Origin of the sequence: uncultured Parabacteroides sp. (assembly GCF_905196875.1) — a bacterium.
Classification (GTDB): Bacteria; Bacteroidota; Bacteroidia; order Bacteroidales; family Tannerellaceae; genus Parabacteroides.
In genome coordinates, this window is sequence record NZ_CAJJWO010000013.1 from 1 (window position 1) to 26,971 (window position 26,971).

Here is a 26,971-nt window from a genome sequence, read left to right on the forward strand (position 1 = left end):
ATTTTATTTCTTTAATTACTAATCATTAAATGTATATTCAGGAAAACCCTATCTTTAAATTTTATTATAGAATTGTAGGACACAGCGAATTAACAGCAAAGTTACGTATTTTGGCATGAATGTTCGTCCAATATCTATATTTCGACAGGATTATATCTTTTCATGTATAGATTTAAACTTCAACATAAGAAATACAAGGTAAGCCACACAAACCGTTAACACAACGACAGCTCCGACCTGTCCGCCGAGATTATCGGAAGCAAGCCCCATCAGCAATGGAAAAACAGCACCTCCGGCTATTCCCATGATCATCAACCCAGAAATCTCATTGCTGCGTGCCGGCTTATACATTAAGGCACGTGAGAAGATGATCGGAAATACATTCGAATTTCCTAAGCCGATAAATGCCACACATATATAAATCGTCATCGCATTAAAGCTGAAGTAAAGGCCAAGAATACCTAAAAGCATCAGACAGACACTAATGATAAAGAAATTTCTCGAAGAGAACCTGGCCAGGATGAAAGTTCCCGCAAAACATCCGCAAGTACGGAACAGGAAATATAAACTGGTTGCATAACCAGCTTCAGCCAGCTCCATACCGGTTCGTTCAATCAGTAGTTTCGGAGCTGTAATATTCACTCCTACATCGATCCCTACATGAACCAATATACCCAAAAACAGGATCAGAATGATGCGATCCCCCAGCATTCCGATACACTCTTTAAAAGAGGAAGGCTTACCTTCGATGGCATGTTCTTTGATTTCGGTAAAGTAAAGGTAAAAGATAGCAATCAGGGTGATAACGGCAAAGAGCGGGAAAAGCAGTTTCCAATTGCCATAATGAATCAACGCCTGGGCTGCAATAATCGGAGCAGCAAAAGAAGCTATAGCCTTTACGAATTGTCCCAATGTCAGGAAGCTGGGTAGTTTATTCCCGCTTACGATATTGGTTAGCAAAGGGTTTAATGATACTTGCATCAATGTATTCCCCAGGCCGAGAAGAGAAAAACATAACAGCATGGAAACGCTGCTGTAAGCGATAAAAGGAACACATAAAGCAACAAAGGTGACTATCAGGCTCAGCAGTACCGTCTTTTTCCGGCCGATTTTATTCATAAGTATTCCTGTAGGAACAGAAAAGATCAGGAACCACAGAAACACCATCACCGAAAAGGCATTGGCTGCCGTATCGGAAAGGTCAAAATCACTCTTTACATAATTCGTAGCTATCCCAATAAGATCTATAAAACCCATCGTAAAGAAGACCAGCATCACCGGGATAATTCTTGCTATCACATTTTCATTTTTCATGGTATTTGTTTATTTATTTGTTTTCTTTTCAATACTTATCAAAGAAGCTTCTTTCAGATTAATATGTCCTGACTCCGTATAACAATCAATTGATTCTATAGCCTCATCCGTAAAACAGAGAGAGGTCATAGCAACTTTATTATCTCCTGCAAACCATTCAGCCGAGCCCCGATCGACAAGAATATACCATTCATCGTCCGGAGGATTTACCCGGTAAGCTGCCCCTAACCGGCTTGCATAATCTTCCGAAAAAGAAGTATCCGACAATCGGGAACGATCCACATAGTAGTAATTCATCTCAGCCCGATAAGCAAAGGTTATTTCTCCGCCGGAAGCTGTTCTCAAACGAATGCCATACTCACGGGGATGCCACATCGCATAACGATCGGAGGCATCGAAAACCAAATGAATACCAAAAGGATATCGGGAGACTGATCTTTTGTTGAAAATAGTTTGAATACCTGCTATTTCCGTATTTTCAATTTTCCGGGTCTTGCCGTATAAACCGGTCAGTTCACGCACCGGCTTTGAGCAAAGCGTATAATTGTTACCCTCATAAGCCAATGTCAATTCACGGGGGAATGTCATACTTCCACGCTTCCCGGTTTGTGGGGTCAGGTTAGCATATAACCAACAATTCATCCAACCGACCATGATGGTACGGTCATCCGGCAGATTATTGCATAAGATGCCACCATAATTATCTTTCCCATAATCGACCCAAAGCTCCTTCGATTGTATCATATGGAAACCGGAGTTATTGAAATCACCAATAAAATAGCGCGTGCCCGGAGCCCCATCCGACACTCCTTCGTTTACATTGACAAACAGTACCCACTTCGTTTCATCCGAATCCTCTATCTTAAGCGGGCTAAGCGTTGAGTTTTCCCAACTACCCGTTATCTCCATTTCCCCGCCAAACTCATTCAGGCTTTTCCAATGGATAGCATCCGGCGAAAAATAAAACCGGATTGTACGCCCTGTAGAAACAGTCATTACCCATGCGTCTATCTGTTTATTCCAGCAAACATTGGGGTAACGCTTATTATCGGCACCATCATCCCACTCCATAGCAGTGTTCGTCCAGGTCATCCCCTCATCTCTGCTGTATGCCATTCCTATCGAATAAGGGGAAGAATTGCTGTCTGTACCTTGTTCCGGTTTATAACGAGTGTAATAGGCGATAAAGACCGGGTGATCCGCAGAGCCTAATCCGGAAGTATTATCCTTGTCGACAATGACACTGCCGGAATAAACCTGGCCGTTCTCATCTGCCGCTATTGCGATCGGGCATTCCTCCCAACGGACCAGGTCTGTACTGACGGCATGTCCCCAACTGATATTCCCTGAAACAACATCCGACGGGTTACATTGATAAAACAGATGGTATTTTCCGTTATGATACACCAAACCGGCCGGTTCTCCCGTCCAGTTCTGTTCCCGTGAAAAATGTATCTCCTCACCGCCAGGAACGTTTCCCTCCCCACAAGAGGACAGAAGTCCGGTTATTATTCCTATAATCAAAAAAGCAAACTGTTTCATTTTAGTATCGCATTTAAATATTCCAGGCCGATTTTAAAGAATAGACTTTTGCTTTCACCACCAGAAGTTCCCCCTGAGAACGGATCGCATACGTTTTATTATTATCTTCCGGCATAAAGCAGGAGCTCATCACGACTTCGCCATCATTACCGAATATCTCCACCGAATTACGGTCTAGTAAGATACGCAGACGGATCTTACCATCGCGGGCTGGTAAGAAAGCCCTTCCCAGATTGTTCGTATCATTGATTTCCGATTTATTCCCGGAAACCCAGTTATCGGGAATAATGCCGTTGCGCATGGGAGTTCCGCCACAAGAGAGTGTTTTCTTTACGGCATCGTATGTTAACATCACATTACGCAATGCTATTTCGAAGGAAGACGATCGGGTTACATCAAGTTCAAGTTCCATGTCATAAAGGTCATTATTCAACTTATCCAGCTTTTCTTCTCCGTTTATCGTTTGATTTTCCCATGTATATTCTTTATCATAGAGGTTTTGTATCTCCCGGACAGGCATACGGAAAGCTTTAAATCCGGTAGAAGTCGTTCGTAAAGTTATTTCAGTCGGGAAATTCATCTGTTGCTCAAAAGGCATTCCCGGATATTTTAGAGTTGGCATCCAGGCAATGGTAACACATCTGCCGTCAGACACATTGTTCCATGTCTGCGCTGCATAATAATTGGTACCGTAATCCCCCCGTAACACTTTTGTTTCGGCCTTAAAATCTTTACCGTTGAAAGAACCGATCACATAGTCGCCATTGGCTCCAAAAAACAACCATTTCTTATTGTCCGAATCACCGTCAACCGGCAGGGCTTCAAACCCGGGACATTCTCTTACTCCCTCAATGGAAGAAGTACTCAGGTATTTCCATTCTTTCAGATCTTCCGAACCGAACAGGGCAAATTCATATCCCTCATCCATGAACAAAGACATGATCCATTGTTGTGATTCTTCATCCCATACCACTTTCGGATCACGGTTGGCATATTTAATATGCCGGATCACCGGATTCTGGTCATAATAAGTAAAGGTCATACCGCCATCATTACTGTAAGCGATACATTGCGTACATAAAGGGCCAAGGCCGGCATCCGGATGCCCACCATTAGTGATAAAAGCAATAATTGCTTTTTTATCTCCTGTCTGGAAACCTACGACATTGTTTATATCGACCACTGCCGATCCCGACCAACATCCCGACCACACTTTATGAGGTGTGATATGATCTGTTATCTGCTCCCAATGTACCAGATCTTTACTGATCGCATGTCCCCAATCTTTGTACGCACCCGGGCGATGCGGAGGCATATACTGGAAAAACAAATGATAAACGCCGTCGTAAAAGACTAAGCCGTTCGGATCATTCAACCAGTTCTTTTTAGCAGAGAAATGAAATTGGGGGCGATATTTTTCTTTGTAGTATTCTGGTCGGCCGTCTTTCAGTATCGTTACATTAGACAATGCCATGACTTCCGGGTCTGGCAACCACTTATCCCATAATGCAACAAGGTCGATCAATCCCTTAAACGTTGCTTCCACTTCATTTTTTGCAGCTTCCGCGTATCCGTCAGGTTGTTTATACTGTGCACCGATAAGTAGCGGACGACAGTTCCAATCACGTATTTGTCCGACGGTAACTTCGTCATCCCGTAATATTCCGTTCACATACAATTCGGATCTTTTTCCATTAAAACGAAAAAGAATGTCCTGCCAGCCATTTATTTCGTCTTCAGGTAATTTATGTTTTAATAAATGAGTTCCGGCAATTTCGTCGCTACCCATTTTTACTTCAATGTAAATATCTTTATCTATCGGATTAAGGGCAATACTATAAGCCAGGTTTTGATCGTTGCCAGCCTTGGTGATAACCGGAGAATATCCATTTACGACAGAAGCCTTCACGCGGGTATAAAGCGTCACCTCTTTCCCTGTCAGATTCAGCTCGTTACCAGCTCCCTGGCCGGCATCCAGCCATGCAGAGCCGTCAAACTGTGCTGCTTTATTCCCTTTCAGGTTCACAATCGGAACTTCGCCATGAGATTTCAACATGCTGTTTTCTCCCGCCTGATCATTCAGGTCGGAGAATGACCATACAGCGACAGCATCGTCGAAAATACTTTCCGAACGACAGGATGTGGCTAACAACATCACTATAAATCCCCATGTAAGCAATCTATTCATATAACTTCTATTTTTATGGATATTTTATATTTTGTTTCCAGCCTTCAACCTTTCAGGCATACAGGCTCGATTTACAGAGAGGAGCCATACTCAGGATACTGAGTACAGCTCCTCCAGTCACCGGGTGTATTACCATCCGGTATTCTGCTTGTATAATCCTTTCACATAACTGATCTGTGTCTGAGGGATCGGGAAATACTCATCCCGGTTCTTTGTAAACTTTGCATCCTTCAAATAAGAACGGCGAGTTTTCTCCACTTCAAAATATTCATTCATGTATTCTGCGGCAATACCCCAGCGTACAAGATCGAAGAACCACTTACCTTCAGTTGAAAATTCAAGGTGACGCTCCCAGCGAAGAGCCTGCATCGCAAAGTCTTTTGTCCATGCCGGGCAATTCACTCCCGGTCGATAAGGTTGAACATCGAACTTACCGGTAGGAGTACCGTCTTCAAACTTCAATCTGCCTGTACTGGCAGCAGCACGTAGACGGATCTGATTTATCAGGCTAAGAGCCTCATCCATTCCCTCTCCTAACTGTATCAGCGCTTCCGCTCTCCACAGCATCACTTCATCCAAACGAAGCACGTCCCAGTTTAAACCGGCTCCCATAAACGGATTGGTCTTTTTAAAACAATCGCATGTCGGTAAAACAAGTAATTTCTGACTCATGGAATAACCATACACCTCGGGCGTACGTGTCCAGTTTTCCTGCATCACATAAGAAGGTTCGTATTTCCAGGGCATTTCCGGAACACAAGCCGTATGCATCAAACGCGGATCCATCGGTGTCTTCGCAAAAGCTTCTTTATTATCCAACGCTTCGCCTTCGTTGAACTTTTCAAAATCGGGTACCCCGTTCACTGTTTTATACCTGTTCATCATATTTACAGATGGTTGTAGGAATCCACAACAGCCATAATCTGAATTAACAGGAGATACCAACCAGGAATTCAATCTCCCCTGAGGAGTATCTGCAGTATATTGAATTGCCCATATGGATTCGGAGCCATTTTCGAACTCACACAAGAAATTTTCTGCAAAATCAGATGCCAAACTCTTGCCGGAATTATCTATGATATCTTTACACAGACTTGCAACTTCCGTTAGTTTCTCCCGATTAATATTCACTACATTATGCTTATCATCCTGTTCATAGGCTGCAAAAATCAATACTTTCGCCAAATAAGCTTTTGCTGCGAATTTATTCGGACGTCCTACTTCATCTTGTTTTTCCGGTAGAGTATTTACACCATAACGAAGATCCTCTATCAATTTACCCCAAAGTTCCTGATCGGTCAACTCATCGTTGCTTACTTTGTCATACATATCCTGCGGAGTATCCTCATCGATATAAGGGAAGAATTTGAAACATTGCTTCATGTACATATAAATATGTGCCCGTAAGAAACGTAACTCGGCGATCCGCTGATCTTTCAACGGGTATTCTTCCGGTGTCAGTGCTTTTACTCTTCGCAGAGCATCATGTATCCTGCCTATCGCTACATAATGAACCCACCAAAGGTTATCCAGGTCTCCTACATTAGTTGCTTGCATATATGTGAATGTTTCCCAACGGTTTCTCTCTGCATTGTCGTTCGTTCCGGAACCCCCTTTATAGGCTTCCCCACCACGTACAGAACCTTCCTCATAAGGCATTCCCATTTGTTTATTGAAGTGATTTTGTCCGCAAAAAGAGTAAGCAGCATTCACCATCTGCTCTACCCTCTCCGGGGTATTTAAATCTTCATCGGAGACTACTCCCTGCGGTTTTGTATCGAGCATGGAATCACATGAGATACAGAAGAGTAGAGATAAACCGAATATGGCTATTGTTATCGCTTTCATATTTCATTGTATTTTATTAGAAGTTATTAAAAAGAAACATTTACCCCGAATGTCATAGAAAATGGTAACGGATATCCATTGCCGGGAGTTTCCGGATCAAGGCCGGTATAAGCATTATCGCCCCAGGTTTTCTTCAAGGTAAGCACGTTGTCGGCTCTCAATGAAAGTCTCGCTCTGCTCATCTTTACTTTTGCCAATATACTCTTAGGTATAGTATAGCCTAATTCCATATTCCGGATTTTCATATAAGAACCACTTTCCACATAATAGGTAGAAAACCGCCCTTCGTCATTATAGTTATTTATTGACATTGCCGGGATAGTAGAACCGGTATTCGTTGGAGTCCAGGCATCTAACATGCGTATGCCGTAATTCTCTCCGGAAGTACTTAATGCATAGATATCAGTCCACTGTTTCCATCCACTTACATCCAGTTTTTTTCCAAATACACCATTGAAGAAAATGGAAAAGTCAAAGTTTTTCCAGTTCAAAGCAATGTTGATACCATATTCAAGAGCCGGATTCTGATCTCCTAACCATGCCCGGTCTTCACTATCGATCTTTCCGTCTTTATTGATGTCTCTGTATCGAATACGACCGGGAGCAGCACCTACCTGCGTTGCATGTTCATCAACCTCAGCCTGAGACTGGAAAAGACCGTCTGCAATATAACCATACATAGAAGATTTGGGGCGGCCAAGAATATTCTCATTCGTACCGTTACCGGCAAAATTATTTATTACTTCATCGGGAACATGGATTATTTTCTGTTTGTTATGCGAGAATACTCCACTGACATCAAAGCCTACATCACCCAATTTATCCGTATAATTCAATGTTAATTCAAACCCTTTATTATCAATATCAGCGCCATTCAACCACATCTGTGCACCTTCTCCTAAAGTAGCAACAGTACCCGGCTTCATCAGGATATCGGATGTCTTCTTTATATAATAATCAAACGATCCTCCGAACTTTGAATCAAAGAAACCAAAATCCAATCCAAAGTTATGCTGTGCGGTTGTTTCCCATTTCAGATTAGGATTGTCTCTTTGAGTCCTGCGGAAACCTGAAGGCAGATTATTACCACCTTGTCCCGTAAAGTCATAAGCCGTTCCCCAGTTCCAATCTTCCGCATAATGGTCATAAAGAGCCTCATACATCAGGTAAGCAGCATAGTCATCTATACGTGAGTTACCATTTTGTCCCCAGCCGTAACGCAATTTCAAAATAGAAAAACCGGATAATGCTTCTTTCAGGAATGCTTCATTATTCAGCACCCATCCCAATGAGAATGCAGGGAATGTTGCCCAACGGTTATTCGCTCCGAAAACAGAAGAAGCATCCCGGCGGACAGTAACTGAAGCGAGGTAGCGATTTCCATAATTATAGTTGAGTTTACCAAACCAGGATATCAATGTATTATAACTGGAAGAACCTCCGTTATCCCGGTCTTCTTCACCGGCACCTAATTGCATATAATCGGGTGTTTCCAAGGCAAATACGCGTCTGCTTCCCCAATGTTTCTGATAGCTATGGTCTACCGTTTCCTGCCCCAGCATAATATCGAAACCATGCTTATTTATATCAAAGACATACTGCAAAATATTACTATTATTCCAGTCGAAATTATAGTCTGAAGTTTGAGTAACCTTATTTCGATTTTCGCTCATAAAACCGGAGTTATAAGTCAGGTTCATTTCTTTTCTCCAGTAACCGACGAAATCAGCACCAAAAGAAGAGCGGAAAGTCAAACCTTTCAATATTTCAATGCTGATAAAGGCATTACCGAACAAACGCAGGTTATCCTGATAGTTCTGGTCATTATCCGCAATTAATCGAGCAGGATTCTGACGGTCACTCATTCCGCCTATAGGACCTCCCCAACCAACACCATCGACGGTATGAACCGGAACAATAGACATCAAGGATTTACAACCTCCCAGGTTGCCATCCCCGACATTCGAACTTGTCCTCCATTTGGAAACAGTAAAATTCTCTCCGACTTTCACGCGTCCGTCCAACCAACTGTAATCGGTATTTACACGACCATTGAAACGATTAAAATAACTTCCTTTTATTGTTCCTTTGTTATCATAGTAATCAAGTGCAAAAAGAGCATTTCCACTATCTGTTCCGGATGATAAAGTGACATTATACTGCTGAATTTGTCCTGTACGTAAAATTTCTTTTTGCCAATCCGTATCTGCCGAACGCATAGTCTTTTCAACCGGGTCCAGGTATTCTCTCCAGGAGACATTATCCAAAAACCAATTTCCATTCGAATCCTGATGATCCTGGTATTGGTACAAACCACCATGACCATTCACATATCCGATACCCACCTGATTGGGATCTGCCTGCGGGTTATCGTTTTTGATCGCCCAGTATTGAGCAATACCCCGCTGTTCGGTATTCATCAGCTCATAAGGCTTCTTACTACTTGCCACTGTATAGGAAGCTTTGAAATCGACTGTTGTTCCTTTCTTGCCTTTCCGGGTGGTAATAATAATAACCCCATTGGCTGCACGCGAACCATAGATAGAAGCGGAAGAAGCATCTTTCAACACCTGGATCGATTCAATATCCATCGAAGCCAATTCTTCCATAGAACGGGTAGTGGGTGTTCCATCAATAATATACAACGGATCGTTGTTATTCAGAGTACCTTCTCCACGTATACGGATTGTCGCCTTAGAATCGGGAGACCCATTAGTAGACACAGCCATACCGGCCACTTTTCCCTGAATGGCACGCATAGCATTACCTGTGATATTTGAGCGAATCTGGTCGACTTTGACAACCGACACGGAACCGGTCAAATCTGCTTTGCGCTGGCTGGTATATCCTGTTACAACTACCTCATCCAATTTTTGCGCATCTTCTACTAATTTAATTGTTATGTCTTTTGCTGTCGCAACATCGATTTCCATCGTCTTAAATCCGATAAAACTCAAAATCAACTTACCTCGACTTCCGACATTTAATGAAAAATGTCCGTTGGCATCTGTTATAGTGCCATTACGATCTCCTTCTTTTTCAACAATAGAGACACCGGGCATAGGTTCGCCGGTTTCATCTAAAACAGTACCTGTCGCAACTATTTTCTGCTGGTTGACAGTATCTACTTTATCCACGGCAGATACATGTCCGGTAATAGCACACAGGGAAAACACAAGTGTCAGGTAACACATTGCTTTTTTCACATGAAATGTTGTTTGACTCATGAAATAGATTTTTAATTGTTATTAAACTTAAGGTGCTTATTTATATTCGCCTTTTCACATTGCTCTTCAAGTATTCATCATACTTTCCAAAATCAGATTTATCCACTATTTAAATTCTTCATACATATAAATTTGTCATTCATTTACCATTTATCAAACCTGGTTATCATTTCCCCTGACAGAAAAATATCCAATCAAAAACTCACCTTTTAAAGATAAAGGGGGCCCTATCAACCGGATAATCCGGTTGATATTCATACATTATATTCTAATAAATTTCCCGGGTATATTCAACCCGGATAAAATGAAGCGGATGCTTTTAATTTAAAACCATAAACACTAATTTTTAATTTCCTGAATTTGTATATCCCGGATAACGGCATTGCCGTTTTTTACATAGAAGAAGAGGTTTTTCCCCTGTTGCTCTGGCAAACGATTGAGCACACATCGCTTGTTATTTACAGACACATCAAAAAATTCTCCGTTCACAATCACATCGAGCAAAATAGGCTTATTCAATCCTTTTACTCCGTGAATAGAAGTGTTATGCATTAAAACTGTTTGATTATCCGGATTCAACTCTAACCGGTACCCATTCTTCCGCCCGTCTGTTGCCCGCAAAAACAAACCTAACTCTTCATAATTTCCTTTAGGTTCTATCTTCATCGAAATACGGTAATTATCAGGAAGGTCGGAAAGAGAAGCTACGCCGATATCACCCGAAGCATTCATTGTTATGTTTCCATTAGATAAGGAAACAATATCGGCAGGTGAAGAAATTTCTATAGCCGGAGTAGCTATCGGAGACATAGCCGGTAAAACTTCTTTTAAAAACTTGGTTGCCAAAGTTCCATCCGGTTCCTGATATACTTCCCTGAGTAAAATAGTACCGCCCCAAATTCTATCCCCGTTATCTTTATCATCCTTACGGCAAGGAGAATAGGCCACTGCTATACGACGTCCGTCTTTAAAACCTGCCGTTTTATATACACTCCCGAAATATTCAATCAGAGTCTGTGATTCCGGATATATCCAGGGACCATACGTTTCTTTGGACATCAGATAATAAGTGTGGCCACCAATACTATATAATAAATAATACCAATCGTTCCACTTAAAATAATCTGCACATTCGGGAGTTCCGCGTTGTCCCTTCAACGGTGACTCCACTTCCTTCCAGTTTTTCAAGTCAGTTGAAGTAAGATGCACCAGATACCCTCCAAAACCCTCTAAAGAAGGTTCTTTCAAGTTACCGGGGATGAACAAATGGAAAAGGCCATTTTCATCCTTAAACACTTTCGGATCTCTAAAGTCCCGGCTTATACACTCTTCCGGAGCATAATAAAACGGATTGGGCTCCTGCTTCCGGTAAGAATATCCTCCATCCGTACTTATTGCATAACTCAATTGTTCATGCACTTTCCCGTCTTCCTTCACGCGTGTTGCATAAAAAGCATAGAATTTATCACCTTCCGCAATGACCGAACCAGTGCAGATAGACTTTTCCCATTCTTCATTTTCAATTCCTAAAGCTACCGGATAGTGTTTCCAGTTTATCAAATCAGTAGTAGTGCTCAATGCCCACTGATGACCTCCCAAGCCTCCGAGACCAGCATGATGTCCTTCGTCCAGCAACCAATACAAGTAGAATGTTCCATTATGATAATAAGGCATACAATCACCGGAAAACAGATGTTCTTCTACCGGTTTAAAATATTGCATATGGGTGGTACGCTGAATAGACGGATTATAATCTTTTACAACTTGTGCAAAAGAAGATATCGTAACTAATAGAAAAGTTGCTAAAAGTCTTTTTTTCATTTGAGCATGATTTAATTTTTATACATTAGTTATAAAATAAATTACAAAGCAGTATGATAGTCGCATTACATTTAGCTAACAAAACATCCCTTGTCTCCCATTGCAAATATAGATATCAGATCAAAACAAACAAAACAAAATTTACATTTTAGCGTATTTTAATTTATTATATTTATTACATTTACACACATATATCCTACCAAAACAAGAGTAAACAGAGATATAAGACTCAGGATAGAGATAAAAACAGCAAGAGCACAAAACAGTTATACATCAACGCATACACACTGCAACAAGATTAGAATCAATATTTTACATCACACAAACATTACATTCTTTAAATGTAAACATCAGTATCTCTTTCATTAACATTTAAAGAAAACAAGTTACATCTGCAAATGTAAGATTTTACATTACCAATCAAAAACGAGAAAAAAATATCACATTTGTTACTCACAAATGCAAACTATATGCAAATAATAATTACATTTGCACATCATTTAAAAATCACCTTTATGGAATCTAAAATAAGTTACAAGGTTATTTACAATACATTGAAAGACCAAATACTAAAAGAAGCTTTTCCTCCGGGGTCTATGTTACCTACGGAGCAAACGCTCGCTCAAAAATATTCTGTATCCCGTCCGACCATTGCTAAAGTGTATAATCAGTTACAAGAAGAAGGTTTCATAAAAAAGACGAAAGGACTCGGTACAGTCGTTATATACCAGTGTAAAAATACGACCTATACATTTGGCTTACTTCTACCCGGAGCAGGTGAGTCGGAAATATTCTCCATTATTAACGACCAACTTTTAAGACAATCTGAAATCGGTAGATTCAATTGCCTTTGGGAAGGTGCAACAGCAAGCAGTGCGGAAATCAGAAAAACGCTTATTGAAACGTGTTGTGAAAGTTATATAAATAAAAAGGTAGATGGTATTTTCTTTTCCCCACTGGAAAGAGTGCCGGATGCATATAACTTGAATTTAAAAATATGTGCAGCCATACGGGAAGCAAATATACCACTTATACTTATTGACAGGGATATTCTGACTTTTCCCGAACGAAGTGAATTCGATGTGGTATGCCTGGATAATTTCAGTGCCGGTTGTGTCATGGCAAAACATCTGATCGATCAGGGTTGCAACAATCTTCATTTTTTCTATCGTCCTGATTCGGCCAGTTCTGTAGATTTACGCCTTTCCGGCGTCCGTGAAACGGTTCTTAAACATCAATATTCTTTTACGGAAAAGAATATTTTTTGCGGGAATCCGGAAGACCTCGATTTTGTCAAACAAATGGAGATCGTCCCCGGGAAAACCGGTATTGTATGTGCAAATGATTCCACAGCAGCAGTGCTGATGTCTTCTTTGGATGCATTAGGGATCAAAATATCATCGGACATCCTGATGTGCGCGTATGATGATATGAAATATTCCAAACATCTCAAACATTCACTGACATCTTACAGGCAACCATGTGTGGAGATTGCCAACATCAGCATCGAGTTATTAATGCGGAGATTAAAAGATAATAACCACATTCCCGTTACAGTGAACCTGACAGGAGAAATTGTGATTCGTGAATCCAGTCAATTTCTCTAATATTATACAAATGAAACTCTGACACTTTAGATTTCATCAGGTATCAGAGATTACAAATTATTAAATCCTAACAGTCGCAGTCTTCAAAAAGATTGTGATAGAAAATCGTTACACTTAAAATTCTGAGAAAATGAATACAAAACTTATTACTTCGTTTGCCGTAATCATACTAATCGTCAGTAGTATTATCAGTGTGGGTTGTACTGAAACACAAAAGCCTGTTCAGCTTGAGCTTCATTCTTCCCCCTGGAGTTTTACAACCCGGAATGTCCCATTAAATATCCTCACGCAACAGAAATCAAAAGATAACTTTACATCACCGGGCGATAGCAGTAGCTTTACTATTAAACTACAGGTCAACCTGAAAAAAGTTACTTCAAAAGAATCCTTAGTTACAATTCCCGGGGTACTGGAGGTGAATACATATCAGCATGATCCGGAGGACCGCAAACAACAGAACTATCCGGCTTACCCTATGTCAGACGGTTCTGTTCCAGTATTGGAGGCTTCTCTCCTGCTCCATTTACCGGTTCAGCCGGAAGAGGCCCGTTATATGCCTGTCGGTATTCCATTAGCTATGCTGGATAAACCAGAAGGCGAACATGAAATCGTTCTTCATTTTTCAGGGGTTCGATGGACTATGTATATCGACAATGAACTCTTGGATAACGATTTCCCATTAGGTTATCCGCAATGGGGAAAACAAACGAGCTGGGAAATAAACCCTTCTATTATTTCAAAGGCAGAAATATATTTTCCGGGGATTGATCCTCAAAAAACAAACTTAGAAACACCGCGTGTCTCACAAGAAATCCAATATTGGACACCAGAAGGCCATAATACCTGGGTTGGCGATGTAGCAACGTTCTTCTATCAGGGACGTTACCATGTATTTTATCTGTACGACAGACGCGGACATGCCAGTAAATTCGGCCGGGGAGCCCATTATTTCGAACATATCTCAACGACCGACTTCAAAACATGGACTGAACACGATGCAGCCACACCTATTGAAGAACAGTGGGAAACATTAGGTACAGGCACTCCTTTTATCTTCGACAATAAACTTTGTATCAGTTACGGTCTGCATACTACCCGTATCTATCCAAAGGAAAAGACAACCTTACCGCAGTTATGGGATTATTATAATGAACACGGTACGACAGGTTCCTTCCGTTACAATACGATATCCGGATTTCCAGCCGGTTCGACTTATTCTATCAGTCAGGATGGCATAAGTAATTTCAAAAAGACACATATATTATTCCATCCATGTGAAAACCCGAGTGTATACACTGATCCGGAAGGACGTTTACGCATGTTGGCCAACTATGGAGCAAAAGGAACCTGGGAGTCTAAATCAATAAATGGAGGCTGGTGGTCTGTCAACCCTGGATTTCCTCCGGGAGGTGACTGTACATTCTTTTTCCGCTGGGGAAATTTTGATTATGTAATCGGTGGATTTACGGGCTTATGGTCAAAACCGTCCAATGCAGGTGAGGATGAATATACAGATGTAGTTAAACAAGGACTGGATTTTTACAATGGAATGTGCGTTCCAGCTATCACAGAAATAGCTGGCGGACGCTTCCTGATGGCAGGCTGGATTCCTATGGTAAACTGGGGTGGAACATTAAACATCCATGAAATGATCCACTATCCTGACGGCCGTATCGGGACAAAATGGATGGAGGAAATTATTCCTGCCACTCAAAAGGCTAAGACATTGGCTAAAGAAATAACGAAAACATCTTCCTTTCCTGTTGAAAGCCCTTCATTTATGCTGACATTCGATGTAGAACCAGGAGATGACCTGTCCGGTAAACTAGGAGCTTTACTTACCGGTACCGACGAAAATGATCATGCCTGTGAAATCCAGGTGAGTCCAAAGGCAAAGAAAGCCCAATATGGAAAAGGTAATCTTCAGAGATTTTCAGAAGCAGAAAAGACATTACGCGAAGGTGGTTATCCAAACCATGCGCGTGATTATGCCATTGAGAACCTGATCGACACCGACAAACCATTTACAGTTCGTATGATTGTCAAATATGAAGATAAATTCGGAGGTTCACAAATAGATACGGAAATAGCCGGTCAACGTACCATGATTTCATTCCGGCCGGGTTTGAAAGTAGAGAAATTACTCCTTCGCTCTGAAGAAACAGGTATTAAAAACGTAAAAATAGCTGTCTTGAAATATCAAAAGTAATCATTGCCACCTTACGATAATCTCAATATATACTCTTGACGGAATTAATTTAGTTCAGATCTTTCTTATATAATGAACCATCTTTAATTCCGTCAACGAGTATTTTTATTGTAATCAACGTTCGCAAGGAATTCGCAGGATTGTAAATGAATTAGGCTGGCAAACCATTTCGAAAGAAGGTTTTATTCCTTTCAGGACGGTTTCCACCGGAACGACTTTTTCCGGATCAGCAAAACTATTCTCATCATCCGGATTCACAGCACTTAAAGTGATCTGCGTACCTTCCGACTGAACCGATTTCATATTAGCCAGGTTGATCGAAGTATTCCACGGCGTATTCTCACCATTCACCAATTTGATAACAACCTCGTTAGTCTGCTTGTCATAGCCGGAAACCGCATAATGGCGGATTACCGGCTGATAAGTATATTCATACTCCAACTGATTATCCAGGTAACATTTCCAGTGATTTCCTTTAATCTCGATTCTGACATCATACCAACGATAGGTATTTACACCGGTTGCATTACGATAGTCGAACAAAGAAACATTGCCGGCAGCATTTCTTTCTCCGAAGATCACAGACTCGTTCGTATGGCTACCGATATCCGCCATAAAATATTGTTCTTCTCCTTTAGAGCCGAAGAAGATACGGAAACCTTCACGTCCTTCAAGCTTTTGGGCTTTCAGTTCTATGGTGCAGTCGCCAAGTTCTTTGTCGTTCAGCCACAAGTAAGAGTCACCCTCCACTTTCGACTGTTTTAAGACTCCGTTATCAAGGCTCCAGTCGCCTTGTGAGGCAGTCCAGGCAGAAGACAAGTCGCTCCAGTCAGTAGCATATACCGTTTCACCGTCACGGGTCACCTTAAAGTCTTTAAATTCGGCTACGGTGTTGCAGGTTCCGATACCCAGAATTCCCTGTGTCCGGAAAACAGGCTGTGTCTCAGCCGGAAAAACCTGGGTTTTCAGGTTGACATCCGGACGGTTCTCTGAAAACATCTTCAGGATATGGTAGTTCGTACGTCCATATACCGAGTCGTTTTTCAAAATGATCAGGTGGTTGCGACCATGTCCGTCCGCATTTTCCAGCAGAGGAGCGTAAGATACCAACTGTACCTTATCAGCATTACGTTCCACACCCGTCAGATAAGCAGCTTCAGCCAATGAAGAATACAAGCTGGAACGTCCGGTAGCGGCGTACTCACCGACATAAATCTTATAAGGATAATCGGCCGGAAGTTTATCATACAGGTCGCCGTTGCGATAGAACCAGTCAGCCGTCTCATAATAATGCGGATCAATGATGTCGATCGGTCCGGCTTCTTGCAGATAAGGACTGAACATCAGGGCACAGATCGGTGTAATCTGAGGATATTTCTCTTTGATAGCCGCATAGAAACGTTTGTAATTGGCAGCATAACGGGAGCCGATATTTTCGTTGCCTATCTCGACATATTTCAATGGGAAAGGCGCCGGGTGACCGTTCTCTGCTCTTTTCTTTCCCCAATAAGTATCCGTATCGCCGATGGCATACTCGATAGCATCCAACGCTTCCCGGATCAGGTCGTCCACCTGTTTATCGTCACAGAAATCTCCGTTACGGAACAGGCAGGCCATACCTGCATTACAAACGAACATACCATCTGCATGCACATCCTCGCAGAATTGCAGGAATTCATGATAACCGAAACCATACGTACTGCGATATCCCCAGAGATTATATTCGCCCGGTCGGGTTACAGGATCGCCGATCGTTTCTTTCCATTTAACACGGTTTGCCATGTTCAGGCCTTCCACAATACAACCACCCGGCCAACGGATAAAGGCAGGATGAAGATCGGCCAGCATTTCAGCCACATCTTTACGCATACCGTTCGGACGATCCATAAATGTCTCTTCCGGGAACAGGGATACATAATCCAGATAAATATTTCCTTTATTCTTGAAAGTCAGCGCCAAACGGTATTTGTTTCCTGTCGAAGCAGAGACAAGTGTTCCGTCGTAACGGTGCCACTGGTTATCACGGGTGATCTCAAAGCTCTGTGAGGCAACCGGCTGATTGTTCTCATCGATTAAAGCGACAGACACTTCTTCATCGCTGGCAGCATCCGCTTTCAGGTAAAAAGCCAACTTATAAGAACTCCCTTTGCTGAGAGCCATACCCCAGTACCCATTGTTGATAACCTGTACGTCACCTGCCGACTTTCCCAGTTCCAACTGTAAAGCATGCGGGGTTGCCGGATGCAGGGGTTGGTTATCCACGATCTTATAAACAGGCTGGCCGGCCGTACAAACGACTTTCCACCCATTCATAGCCTTTCCATCCTGCCATTTCACCTTGAAATGATTGATCGAGTCATTGGAATAGCAGGGTAAATCTTTCGATACGGCATATCCATCCTCGTAAACAGTCCCTGACGGCAGGTTACCGTCTTCGAACCCACGGTTAAGCACCATTTCCGCATATAAACCACCATCCCCGGAATGTGTAATTTCTTCGAAAAACACACCGTACAGTGAAGAGGGCACTTCGGCCCCTTCCTGGGAGACATCCACAATTATCTGGTCCGACTTGTTACAGGCTACCATCGACAAGCACAACGATAGTCCTGCCAACCAACCTGATCTTTTATACCATTTATTATCCATTGTATTTAAAATTGAGATTAATTATCTATGTATTCTACGGTTTGCCGGCATTGTATATCTTCCGCCGATTTTGCAAACATAAATTCAAACTCACCGGGCTCCGTAACGAATTCCATCCGGGAATTCCACAAGCCGAGTTCTATATAGGATATTGAGAATGTAACACGTTTAGATTCACCAGGTTTTAGTTCTATTTTTTGGAAACGTTTCAATGCAATTACCGGAGTAGTAACGCTACTCACTTTATCATTGACATAAAATTGTACGACTTCCTTTCCTGTCCGGTTGCCGGTGTTCTTCACGAGCACAGAAACCTCTACGTTTTCTTTTCCGAAAGTCTTTTTGGAAACCTGCATATCGGAATATTCGAAAGAAGTGTAAGACAAACCGAATCCGAAAGGAAATAAAGGAGCTGGAGATGAAAACACATAATCACGTCCAGCCTTTTCTTTTGTCCCCGGTTCACGGTTGATCCCTTTTGCGGAGGGTTTATAATCATAGAAAACAGGAATATGTCCCACCGACTGGGGGATCGTTGCATTTAAACGACCGGAAGGGTTCACCTTGCCGAACAGGATATTGGCAACAGCAGCACCTCCTCTTTCACCCGGATACCAGGCTTCGAGTATAGCCGGAACATTTTCTTTTTCCCAGGAGATACTCCACGGACGGCCATGTACCAATACCAGGATGATCGGTTTACCGGTTTCTTTCAAGGCCTGTACCAGCTCACGCTGAACGCCCAGCGGATTGATGTCTGTCAGGTCATATCCTTCCCCGCAGGTAAACGGGTCGCCTACCTCGTTCTCGCCCGGTCCTCTTCCCCAGCCGAGTCCCGAAAGAATCACACTGGTTCCGCCTAATACGACAACTACGGCATCGCTCTTCTCGGCCACCTTGACAGCTTCCGGAAAACCCTCTTTACTCAATCCTGAGATATCGCAACCTTTGGCATAATGCACATTCACCCGATCTCCTACCGCCTGCCGGATTCCTTCCAGCACGGTAACTCCCGACTTATTATCACGCGTATAGGAATAGTCCCCATACTGTACCTGATCGGCGTTCGGACCAACCACAGCAATATCCTTCAGCCGGCTGATCTCCAACGGGAGCGTCTTGTTCTCGTTCTGCAACAGAATAATGGATTCTTCAGCGACCTTCTGCGCAAGTTCTACATGAGCCGGAAGGTGAACCCTTTCCTTTATATTCGCTACTTCAGGATAAGGTTTCTCAAACAGACCGGCTTTAAATTTTGCCGTCAGGATACGACGTACCGAATTATCGATCAACGACTTCGGGACTTTCCCGTCTTTCACAAGCTGAACCAGATGGGTATAGATATCCGGGCGGGCAGCTTCCAGGTCGACACCGGCAGTAACGGCCATTTCAGCAGCTTCTGCTTTGTCACGGGCTATCTTGTGGAAATTATAAAGTTGAGAAACGCCCCCGTAATCCGAAAAGACATATCCTTGGAAATCCCATTCATCCCGCAAAACTTGCGTCAATAAGAAATGATTGGCATGAGCCGGCACACCGTCCACTTCATTATAGGATGGCATAACAGAATATACATTTGCTTCTTTTACTACTTGTTGGAAAGGAGGCAAATGGAGAGAGCGCATTTCCCGTTCACCCAATGATGCCGGTGCCAGGTTGATGCCGGCCCACGGCTGGCTATAACCGGCAAAATGCTTGGCTGTACACATCAGTTTACCGGCAGGAATACCGATACGGGTCTGTTCCGGTTTCCCCTGCAAACCGATAACAAAAGCCGATCCCATCTGTCCGACTAGGTAAGGATCTTCAGCATAACATTCCTCGTTCCTCCCGTAACGTGCGTCACGGATCAGGTCGAAGAGCGGAGACAAGACCTGATCCACTCCCGATGCAGAAGCTTCATAGGCGATGACGGAGGCCATTTCTTCTATCAGTTCCGGATTCCAGGTGCTACCTTGCGCAATGGCCTGCGGGAATATCGTTGCCCCATAAGCCAATTGTCCGTGCAGACATTCCGCGATCTGGATCGGAGGAATACCCAAACGAGTATTTTCACGAGCATGCTTTTTGGCTTGTGCCGATTGTTCTACAATCTTTTCCAGACTTTCGAAAGGACTGTCGCAAACGCCATACACACCCGAAGAGCGCGGGAAATCACCCAGTCCCGTCATCGACATTTGTTCCACCTTTTCTTCCAGTGTCATACGCCCGAGCAGGTCTTCAACACGGTCTTTTACCGGAGCTTTCGGATCTTTATACAACTGCGCATAAGCCGCATGTCCGCAAAAGACAGCAAAAAGAATACATATACTTTTTCTGATCATATATTTCTCTTTATAAAAAAAGGGCAAAAGTCTTGTTTGATAAATCATTCCCAAAACCGTTGCCCTTTTCCTCATTTAAACTGAATGATTACCAACCGGGATTATTCGGCAATAATTTCGGATTCGCATCTGTCTCTGTCGAGGGGATGGGCCACAACAGATATTTCTCGTCGAAAGTAATGCCGCTTTCATTCGCAAAACCATCGTATGCCTCATAACTGTTAGCTTTCACATTATATGCCTTACGGGTACGCTGAATATCGAAATAATCTTTGTTCTCGAAGCATAACTCATGAGCACGTTCTTTCCATACGACCTGCAGGAAATCGTCTTTGCTTAATCCGGTAACAGGGGCCAGGTTAGCACGGCTACGGATAGCATTGACCATATCATAAGACAACTGGTCGGGAGCTCCGTTTGCCTGAGTATAAGACTCTGCATAGATAAACATAACTTCCGGCAGACGATACAAAGTAAAGTTGATATCACACAGACCGGTCTTTAATGCACCTTCGATATCATAATACTTATATAAAGCCGGTGAACCGAATTCGATAATATTGGTCTTATCATCACGATGTCCGTCTTTAGTAAAGAACATTTCCTTTTCTTCAGTACGTTTATCTCCTTTTTCGTAGGAATTATAGAAATCCCAGGTCGGCATCAAAGCACCGAACTCGTCGTAAATCTTGATGATCTGCTTCATAGTCGGTACAATCATGGAAGTGATCTGGTTCGTTGTGATACCTTCTTTATACTGGATTTGGAAGATCAGTTCACCACGGTTCTTGTTTTCATCATCATGCAGTTTTTCATAAGAGTCGAACAAAGAATACCAGGCGGAACCTGCTGCACTGGCATTATAATCGGCACTGGCAGGAGAAACACAGTAAGATTTGTCGAGCACCTCTTTTGCTTTCTCGTAAGCCAGCTTATAATACTCAGCACCCTTATTCAACGGAGCACCTGCCATATACTGATAAACATCGGCCATGATCGTTTTCACCAAACCTAAAGAAACACGGCCCGTACGGTCGGTTTCAGGAAGACCGGATTGTTCAGCTAGTTTCAAATCGCTCAGGATCGATTCGAACACTTTCTCTTTTGTGGCACGTTCCGGATACAGGAGTTCAGAGTCGGCTGTCACCGGTTCGAGGATCAGAGGGATATCACCGTACAGACGTACCAAATAGAAATAATAAAGGGCACGCAACGTATGAACTTCACCCAGCAGGCTCTTAGTGTCGCCACTAACCTTCTGGATACCGGTGATACACATGTTACAGTCGGCAATTCCTTCATAGAAACCTTCCCAGATATTCTTGAAAGAAGGACTGTTCGTTCCTGTTGTATGACGGATATAACCATTGTTATAAGTACTTTGTCCCAAAGTGGTTGCATGACCGCACAATAACTCCAGTGTTACCCACGGGCCTTCGCCATAACCGTCATATGCCTGCAATGCTCTCAAACGTTCGTAAGCACCATCTACCGCAGTCTTCGCCTGGTTGATGTTCTGGAAATAACTATCCTGACTAAAGTTAGTTTTAGGATTTTCTTCCAGAAAATCCTCACAGGAGGTAACTCCTGCTAAAAGCAAACCGCTTAAAGCGAATATATAGAATTGTTTTACTGTTCTTTTCATGATCAATATAGATTATATTAAATTAAAAACTTGCACTAAGACCAAAGGTGTAGCTTCTTGCTTTAGGATAATCATAGAACTGGATATTCTGTGAGAATCCGGTATCCCAGGTAGAAACTTCAGGATCGTATCCGGAATAAGATGTGATCAGGAAGAAGTTCTGAGCAGAGAAAGAAACACGAAGTTTAGTGAAACCGATCTTACTGATCAGTTCTGTTGGCAGAGAGTAACCGATAGAGATATTCTTACCACGCAGGAAAGAACCGTTTTCAACCTTATGAGAGTCGATCAGCGTTGTATATCCCGCACTGGCCAGACGAGTCTGTGCGATCGGTGTATTCTGGTTTTCTTCTGTCCAGGCATTCAACACTGTCTTTTTGGAGTTGGCAATGCTGGTACGGTCTTCCGAAGAGTGATTAGTATTGTTCAATACGTCGGCACCGACAGAGTACTGCAATTCCAGAGAGAAGTCGAAGTTCTTATATTGCAGGTAGTTATTAAATGTACCATAGAAATCAGGAGTTCCACGACCGATGATCTGTTTATCGGCGTCATTGATCTGATTATCATGGTTCAGGTCTTCATGTTTCAGGTCACCCGGTTTTTTTCCGTATTTAGCGGCTTCTTCGGCTTCATTGCTGCCCCATGTTCCCAGCAATTTATAACCCCAGAATGATCCGACAGGCTCTCCGACACGCAGAATAACGTTCTTACCCAGGAAGTCGGGATCGACCAGTTTGTCTTCATTATTTACGCCTAACTGGGTAATTTTGTTCTTCAGGAATGAAATATTGAATGAAGAAGACCACTGGAAGTCGTTGGTTTTGATATTGACAGTATTCAATGTCAACTCAATACCTTTATTTTCCATGCTACCGATATTAGACATCATAGAACGTTTACCGCTGGTTGCAGGAACCGGAGCTTCATACAATAAATCCTTTGTTTTCTTGAGGAAGAAGTCGGCTTCCAGAGAGAGACGGTTGTCAAGTACACCGAAGTCGAAACCGAAGTCCCACTGTTCTGTCTTTTCCCATTTCAGATCCGGGTTAGCCAACTCACCGATAATCATACCGGGAGCTCTGTCGCCTCCGAATACATAAGTAGTTGATCCCAACATCGACAATGAACGGTACTGGCCTATATCGGAGTTACCGGTCAAACCATAGCTTAAACGCAGTTTCAGATTAGATAACCAGTCTTTTGTATTTTCCATGAAAGCTTCGTCTACGACACGCCAGCCTAATGCAGCTGATGGGAAGAATGCATATTTATTGTTCTTACCGAATTTGGAAGAACCGTCCACACGTCCTGTTACAGTCAACAAATATTTGTTTTTCAGACTGTAGTTGATACGGGCGAAATAAGACTCCATCTGCCACCCCATAAATTCGGAAGCAATCGATTGTGATTTTGCCTGTCCCAGATTATTCCAGTTGAAGAAATCGTCAGACAGATCCTGTCCGGTTTGTTCCGTACGCAGTTTGTGATATTTCTGATACTCGGCACCGACCATCGCGTTGATCGAGTGGATATCGTTGATTGTCGTATTGTAAGTCAAGTGATTTTCCCACTGCCAGAAACGGCGGCGTTCACTGTTTACATTCGCTTTGTTTTTACCCACACCTGTACGTAAGCTGATCGTAGTAGGAGCAAAAATAAATTCATGCCAGTCTGTATTAGAGGCACCGATAGTCGTTCTGAATTCAAGACCTTTCATAAAGGTAATGTTCGCATAAGCATTACCATTGAATAAGGCACTCTTGTTCAACCATTTCAACTCGCTTGCCAGGCTGGCAGGAGTATCGGCATCTTCCATTCCGGCAAAATCAGCAGGACGGGCAAAAGTTCCATCGGCCCATTTTGTAGGAATGATCGGAGTCGTTTCAATCATGGTTCTCGGAATATTACCAGATCCCTGTTCCTGATCCTGGAAACTTTCGCGGATATCACTATAACTTAACATTGTTCCGACCTTCAACCAATCGGTAATTTCAGTATCCAGGTTCAAACGACCGGAGAAACGTTTCTTATAAGTCGACTTCAGAATACCTTCATCATCCGTATAGTTGAGGAAAGCAGCATAAGATGTTTTTTCCGATCCACCTGTTACCGACAGGTTATGGTTCTGACTTACAGCCAAACGGGTTGCTTCATCCTGCCAGTCCGTGTCATATAAAGGCTTGCCGTTGGCATCGAACAATTCGCGGTTGCCATAAGTATTGCCTACCTTATAATGTTCGCGAACATATTCAGGACTAAACGAGTTATATTTTCCTGATTTCCAACCGGCCGGATCGAACTTCTCTGCATTCTTGTAACCGGTATCCCATACCTGCATGAATTCTTCTGAATTAAGCACATCGATCTTACGGGCCAATTTACTGAACGATACGTTAGCATCATAGCCGATACTTGCTTTTTGACCCAGCTTACCTTTCTTCGTTGTAATAATGATAACACCATTAGAACCACGTGTACCGTATATAGCCGTAGAAGAAGCATCTTTCAAAACATCGACACTCTGGATATCATTCGGATTGATCGCATCCAGACCTCCGCCTTCCCATACGACACCATCGACAACGTAAAGAGGATTGCTGGTTGCATTGATAGAACTATAACCACGGATCTGGATACTGGTTCGTCCGCCGGGACGTCCAGAGTTGGTCGAAACATTCACACCGGCTACGCGTCCTGCCAAAGCCTGTTCAACAGTTGTTGCCGGACGTTCCATCAATTTCTCCGATTTAATGTTGGCAACCGAACCTGTCAAGTCTGATTTCTTCTGAACACCGTAACCTACAACAACGACTTCGTCCAGATTCTGTGTATCTTCCGCCAGCTTAACTACAATCCGTGAATTGTTCCCTACCGGAATTTCTTTCGTCAGATAACCGATATAAGAGATCGTTATAGTAGCCGATGCAGGAACCTCCAACGAGAAATTACCGTCGATATCAGTAACCGTTCCGATCGTTGTTCCCTTAATTGCAATATTAGCTCCGATAATAGGTTCCCCGAGGTTATCGGTGACAATACCCGTGATTGTACGGTCTTGCTGCTGAACCGAAACGACTGCTGCCTTTTTAGATAAAATAATCTGTTTGTCTACAATTTTATACTCGACATTCGTATTATTGAATATCTGGGATAAGATATGATTGATATCGCCTCCGTTCACCTTCAGACTGACAATACGATTTACATCCACTGTATTATCTCTGAAAAGGAAAGAGAAACCTGTTTCTTTTTCAATCTGGTCAAGCGCTTGTTCAACCGTTACGTTTTTCAAAGATAACGAAAGCGAAGTTGTCTGTGAATAGGATACTCCGGCATATAGCTGGGCAGCCATCAAAAAAGAAAATACGACACTTAACTTCATAATACGGAAAGATTTAAGCATACATCGGGCATAGTTACCCTTGCGTAATTTAAATAACTTCATAACTTTGTAAATGATTTATATTTATTATTTTTTTGACAGGTTGGCGCCTGTCAAAAGATGTTTCACACGGGCAAGAATAGGTTGGCGCTTATTCTTGCTTTTTTTAAGGCACATTTCTTTATTACACCATAGGCATATTCGATTTAAGTACAACTATATTTTATTTGTTTTTATTTCTGATATACATCGATCCGCCCCCTGGCAAAAGTGGCATCGTTATTTTGCTCCAGCCCTTTTACGGTCCATTCGATAGGTGCTGTCAGCTTCAGGTAATTCAGTATCTGTTCTACCGTCTCTGTCGTGAATGCTGCACGATATTTATATTCCTTGTTACTAGTTTTATGCAACACGATATCGACATTATATCGTTTGGACAATTTCTTCAATACCACATCCAACGGGGTATTTCTGAAGACCAACCGTCCGTCTTTCCAACCTATTTTTTCTTCCAGGTTCACTGATGAGACAGTGAACTTTCCTGTTTCCTTATCAAACAGCGCTTGCTTCTCCGGCTCCAAAGAAACGGTCTTATTCCGGCTGATTACATCGATCTTACCTTTAGCCAGGACCGCCTCTATACAGGATTCGTCTTCATACGCATTGATATTGAATTTCGTACCGTAAGCCATCACCTTCACTCCTCCGTCGGTGGAAACGTAAAACGGATGTTCCCGGTCCGATTGTACTTCAAAATATCCTTCGCCCGATAATTTCACGTCCCGTTCCTTACCACTGAAGACAGAAGGGTAGCTCAACGAACTTCCGGAGTTCAACCATACAACGGACTGATCCGGCAAAACCAACCGGGTCACTGTACCCGGAGCAGAACTTACCTGATTGTAAGTGACCTGAGCCAGCTGTTTTTTCTGATCCATATATAAATAAGAAAAAACAATCGAAGAAATCAGCAACGGTAATAGTAAAATAACGGCTATGCGGGAAATGGTCTGCATATAGATCCGGCGACCTTGCTTTTTTTGCATCCGCTTTCCTATTCGCATATATCCTTTTTCCACATCTACTGACTGATATTCCAAAATATCTTCAGTCAATGCCTTTATTTCTTCTATCGTTTTTTTATTATCTTCCATTTTCCGAGCCTTTGTATAATAGAGACACATGAAAATAAAAATCACGACAGCAAAATCC

Annotated in this window: 13 protein-coding genes; 2 read left to right on the forward strand and 11 right to left on the reverse strand. The window is 42.6% G+C overall.

Annotation, left to right across the window (positions count from 1 at the left end; all coding sequences use genetic code 11):
• Positions 1–150: 150 nt before the first annotated feature.
• From QZ076_RS06790 to QZ076_RS06815, 6 genes are all read right to left on the reverse strand, one after another.
• Positions 151–1,314 carry an MFS transporter gene (locus tag QZ076_RS06790; RefSeq protein WP_293711599.1) on the reverse strand — a complete coding sequence of 388 codons (1,164 nt, stop codon included), beginning with the start codon at positions 1,312–1,314 and terminating at the stop codon, positions 151–153.
• Between the two features lie 9 nt (positions 1,315–1,323).
• Entirely contained in the window at positions 1,324–2,856 is a 1,533-nt protein-coding gene (locus QZ076_RS06795) for a glycoside hydrolase family 32 protein (RefSeq protein ID WP_293711601.1), read from the reverse strand.
• 13 nt (positions 2,857–2,869) lie between these two features.
• Positions 2,870–5,044 carry a GH32 C-terminal domain-containing protein gene (locus QZ076_RS06800; protein WP_293711604.1) on the reverse strand — a complete coding sequence of 725 codons (2,175 nt, stop codon included), beginning with the start codon at positions 5,042–5,044 and terminating at the stop codon, positions 2,870–2,872.
• A 129-nt stretch (positions 5,045–5,173) separates the two neighbouring features.
• A complete protein-coding gene (locus QZ076_RS06805) occupies positions 5,174–6,892 on the reverse strand; it encodes a RagB/SusD family nutrient uptake outer membrane protein (protein WP_293711607.1) in 1,719 nt (572 codons plus the stop codon).
• A gap of 26 nt (positions 6,893–6,918) precedes the next feature.
• A complete protein-coding gene (locus QZ076_RS06810; protein WP_293711610.1) occupies positions 6,919–10,119 on the reverse strand; it encodes a TonB-dependent receptor in 3,201 nt (1,066 codons plus the stop codon).
• A gap of 339 nt (positions 10,120–10,458) precedes the next feature.
• A complete protein-coding gene (locus tag QZ076_RS06815) occupies positions 10,459–11,940 on the reverse strand; it encodes a hypothetical protein (protein ID WP_293711613.1) in 1,482 nt (493 codons plus the stop codon).
• 515 nt (positions 11,941–12,455) lie between these two features.
• On the opposite strand from QZ076_RS06815, the gene QZ076_RS06820 reads away from it, so the two are divergent.
• Both QZ076_RS06820 and QZ076_RS06825 read left to right on the forward strand, forming a co-directional pair.
• On the forward strand, positions 12,456–13,547 hold the full coding sequence (locus QZ076_RS06820) for a LacI family DNA-binding transcriptional regulator (RefSeq protein ID WP_293711616.1): 1,092 nt from the start codon (positions 12,456–12,458) through the stop codon (positions 13,545–13,547).
• Positions 13,548–13,677: 130 nt separating this feature from the next.
• A complete protein-coding gene (locus tag QZ076_RS06825) occupies positions 13,678–15,756 on the forward strand; it encodes a hypothetical protein (RefSeq protein WP_293711619.1) in 2,079 nt (692 codons plus the stop codon).
• Between the two features lie 114 nt (positions 15,757–15,870).
• On the opposite strand, the gene QZ076_RS06830 is transcribed toward QZ076_RS06825, so the two are convergent.
• From QZ076_RS06830 to QZ076_RS06850, 5 genes are all read right to left on the reverse strand, one after another.
• Positions 15,871–18,405, reverse strand: a complete 2,535-nt coding sequence (locus tag QZ076_RS06830) for an alpha-L-arabinofuranosidase C-terminal domain-containing protein (protein ID WP_293711622.1) — start codon at positions 18,403–18,405, stop codon at positions 15,871–15,873.
• A 17-nt stretch (positions 18,406–18,422) separates the two neighbouring features.
• Positions 18,423–20,729 carry a glycoside hydrolase family 3 N-terminal domain-containing protein gene (locus QZ076_RS06835; protein WP_293711624.1) on the reverse strand — a complete coding sequence of 769 codons (2,307 nt, stop codon included), beginning with the start codon at positions 20,727–20,729 and terminating at the stop codon, positions 18,423–18,425.
• Positions 20,730–20,817: 88 nt separating this feature from the next.
• The gene (locus QZ076_RS06840) at positions 20,818–22,374 is read right to left on the reverse strand and encodes a RagB/SusD family nutrient uptake outer membrane protein (RefSeq protein WP_293711626.1); all 1,557 of its coding nucleotides are present in this window, start codon (positions 22,372–22,374) and stop codon (positions 20,818–20,820) included.
• A 22-nt stretch (positions 22,375–22,396) separates the two neighbouring features.
• Complete coding sequence (locus QZ076_RS06845; RefSeq protein WP_293711628.1) at positions 22,397–25,759, reverse strand: TonB-dependent receptor; 3,363 nt, start codon at positions 25,757–25,759, stop codon at positions 22,397–22,399.
• A 233-nt stretch (positions 25,760–25,992) separates the two neighbouring features.
• On the reverse strand, positions 25,993–26,913 hold the full coding sequence (locus QZ076_RS06850; RefSeq protein ID WP_293711630.1) for a FecR family protein: 921 nt from the start codon (positions 26,911–26,913) through the stop codon (positions 25,993–25,995).
• Between the last annotated feature and the right edge of the window lie 58 nt (positions 26,914–26,971).

Bases quoted from the DNA above. Each gene is read 5' to 3' on its own strand.
- QZ076_RS06820 (WP_293711616.1), top strand. From the start codon at position 12,456: ATGGAATCTAAAATAAGTTACAAGGTTATTTACAATACATTGAAAGAC.
- QZ076_RS06850 (WP_293711630.1), bottom strand. From the start codon at position 26,913: ATGGAAGATAATAAAAAAACGATAGAAGAAATAAAGGCATTGACTGAA.
- QZ076_RS06795 (WP_293711601.1), bottom strand. From the start codon at position 2,856: ATGAAACAGTTTGCTTTTTTGATTATAGGAATAATAACCGGACTTCTG.
- QZ076_RS06830 (WP_293711622.1), bottom strand. From the start codon at position 18,405: ATGGATAATAAATGGTATAAAAGATCAGGTTGGTTGGCAGGACTATCG.
- QZ076_RS06800 (WP_293711604.1), bottom strand. From the start codon at position 5,044: ATGAATAGATTGCTTACATGGGGATTTATAGTGATGTTGTTAGCCACA.
- QZ076_RS06810 (WP_293711610.1), bottom strand. From the start codon at position 10,119: ATGAGTCAAACAACATTTCATGTGAAAAAAGCAATGTGTTACCTGACA.
- QZ076_RS06805 (WP_293711607.1), bottom strand. From the start codon at position 6,892: ATGAAAGCGATAACAATAGCCATATTCGGTTTATCTCTACTCTTCTGT.
- QZ076_RS06825 (WP_293711619.1), top strand. From the start codon at position 13,678: ATGAATACAAAACTTATTACTTCGTTTGCCGTAATCATACTAATCGTC.
- QZ076_RS06790 (WP_293711599.1), bottom strand. From the start codon at position 1,314: ATGAAAAATGAAAATGTGATAGCAAGAATTATCCCGGTGATGCTGGTC.
- QZ076_RS06835 (WP_293711624.1), bottom strand. From the start codon at position 20,729: ATGATCAGAAAAAGTATATGTATTCTTTTTGCTGTCTTTTGCGGACAT.
- QZ076_RS06815 (WP_293711613.1), bottom strand. From the start codon at position 11,940: ATGAAAAAAAGACTTTTAGCAACTTTTCTATTAGTTACGATATCTTCT.
- QZ076_RS06845 (WP_293711628.1), bottom strand. From the start codon at position 25,759: ATGAAGTTAAGTGTCGTATTTTCTTTTTTGATGGCTGCCCAGCTATAT.
- QZ076_RS06840 (WP_293711626.1), bottom strand. From the start codon at position 22,374: ATGAAAAGAACAGTAAAACAATTCTATATATTCGCTTTAAGCGGTTTG.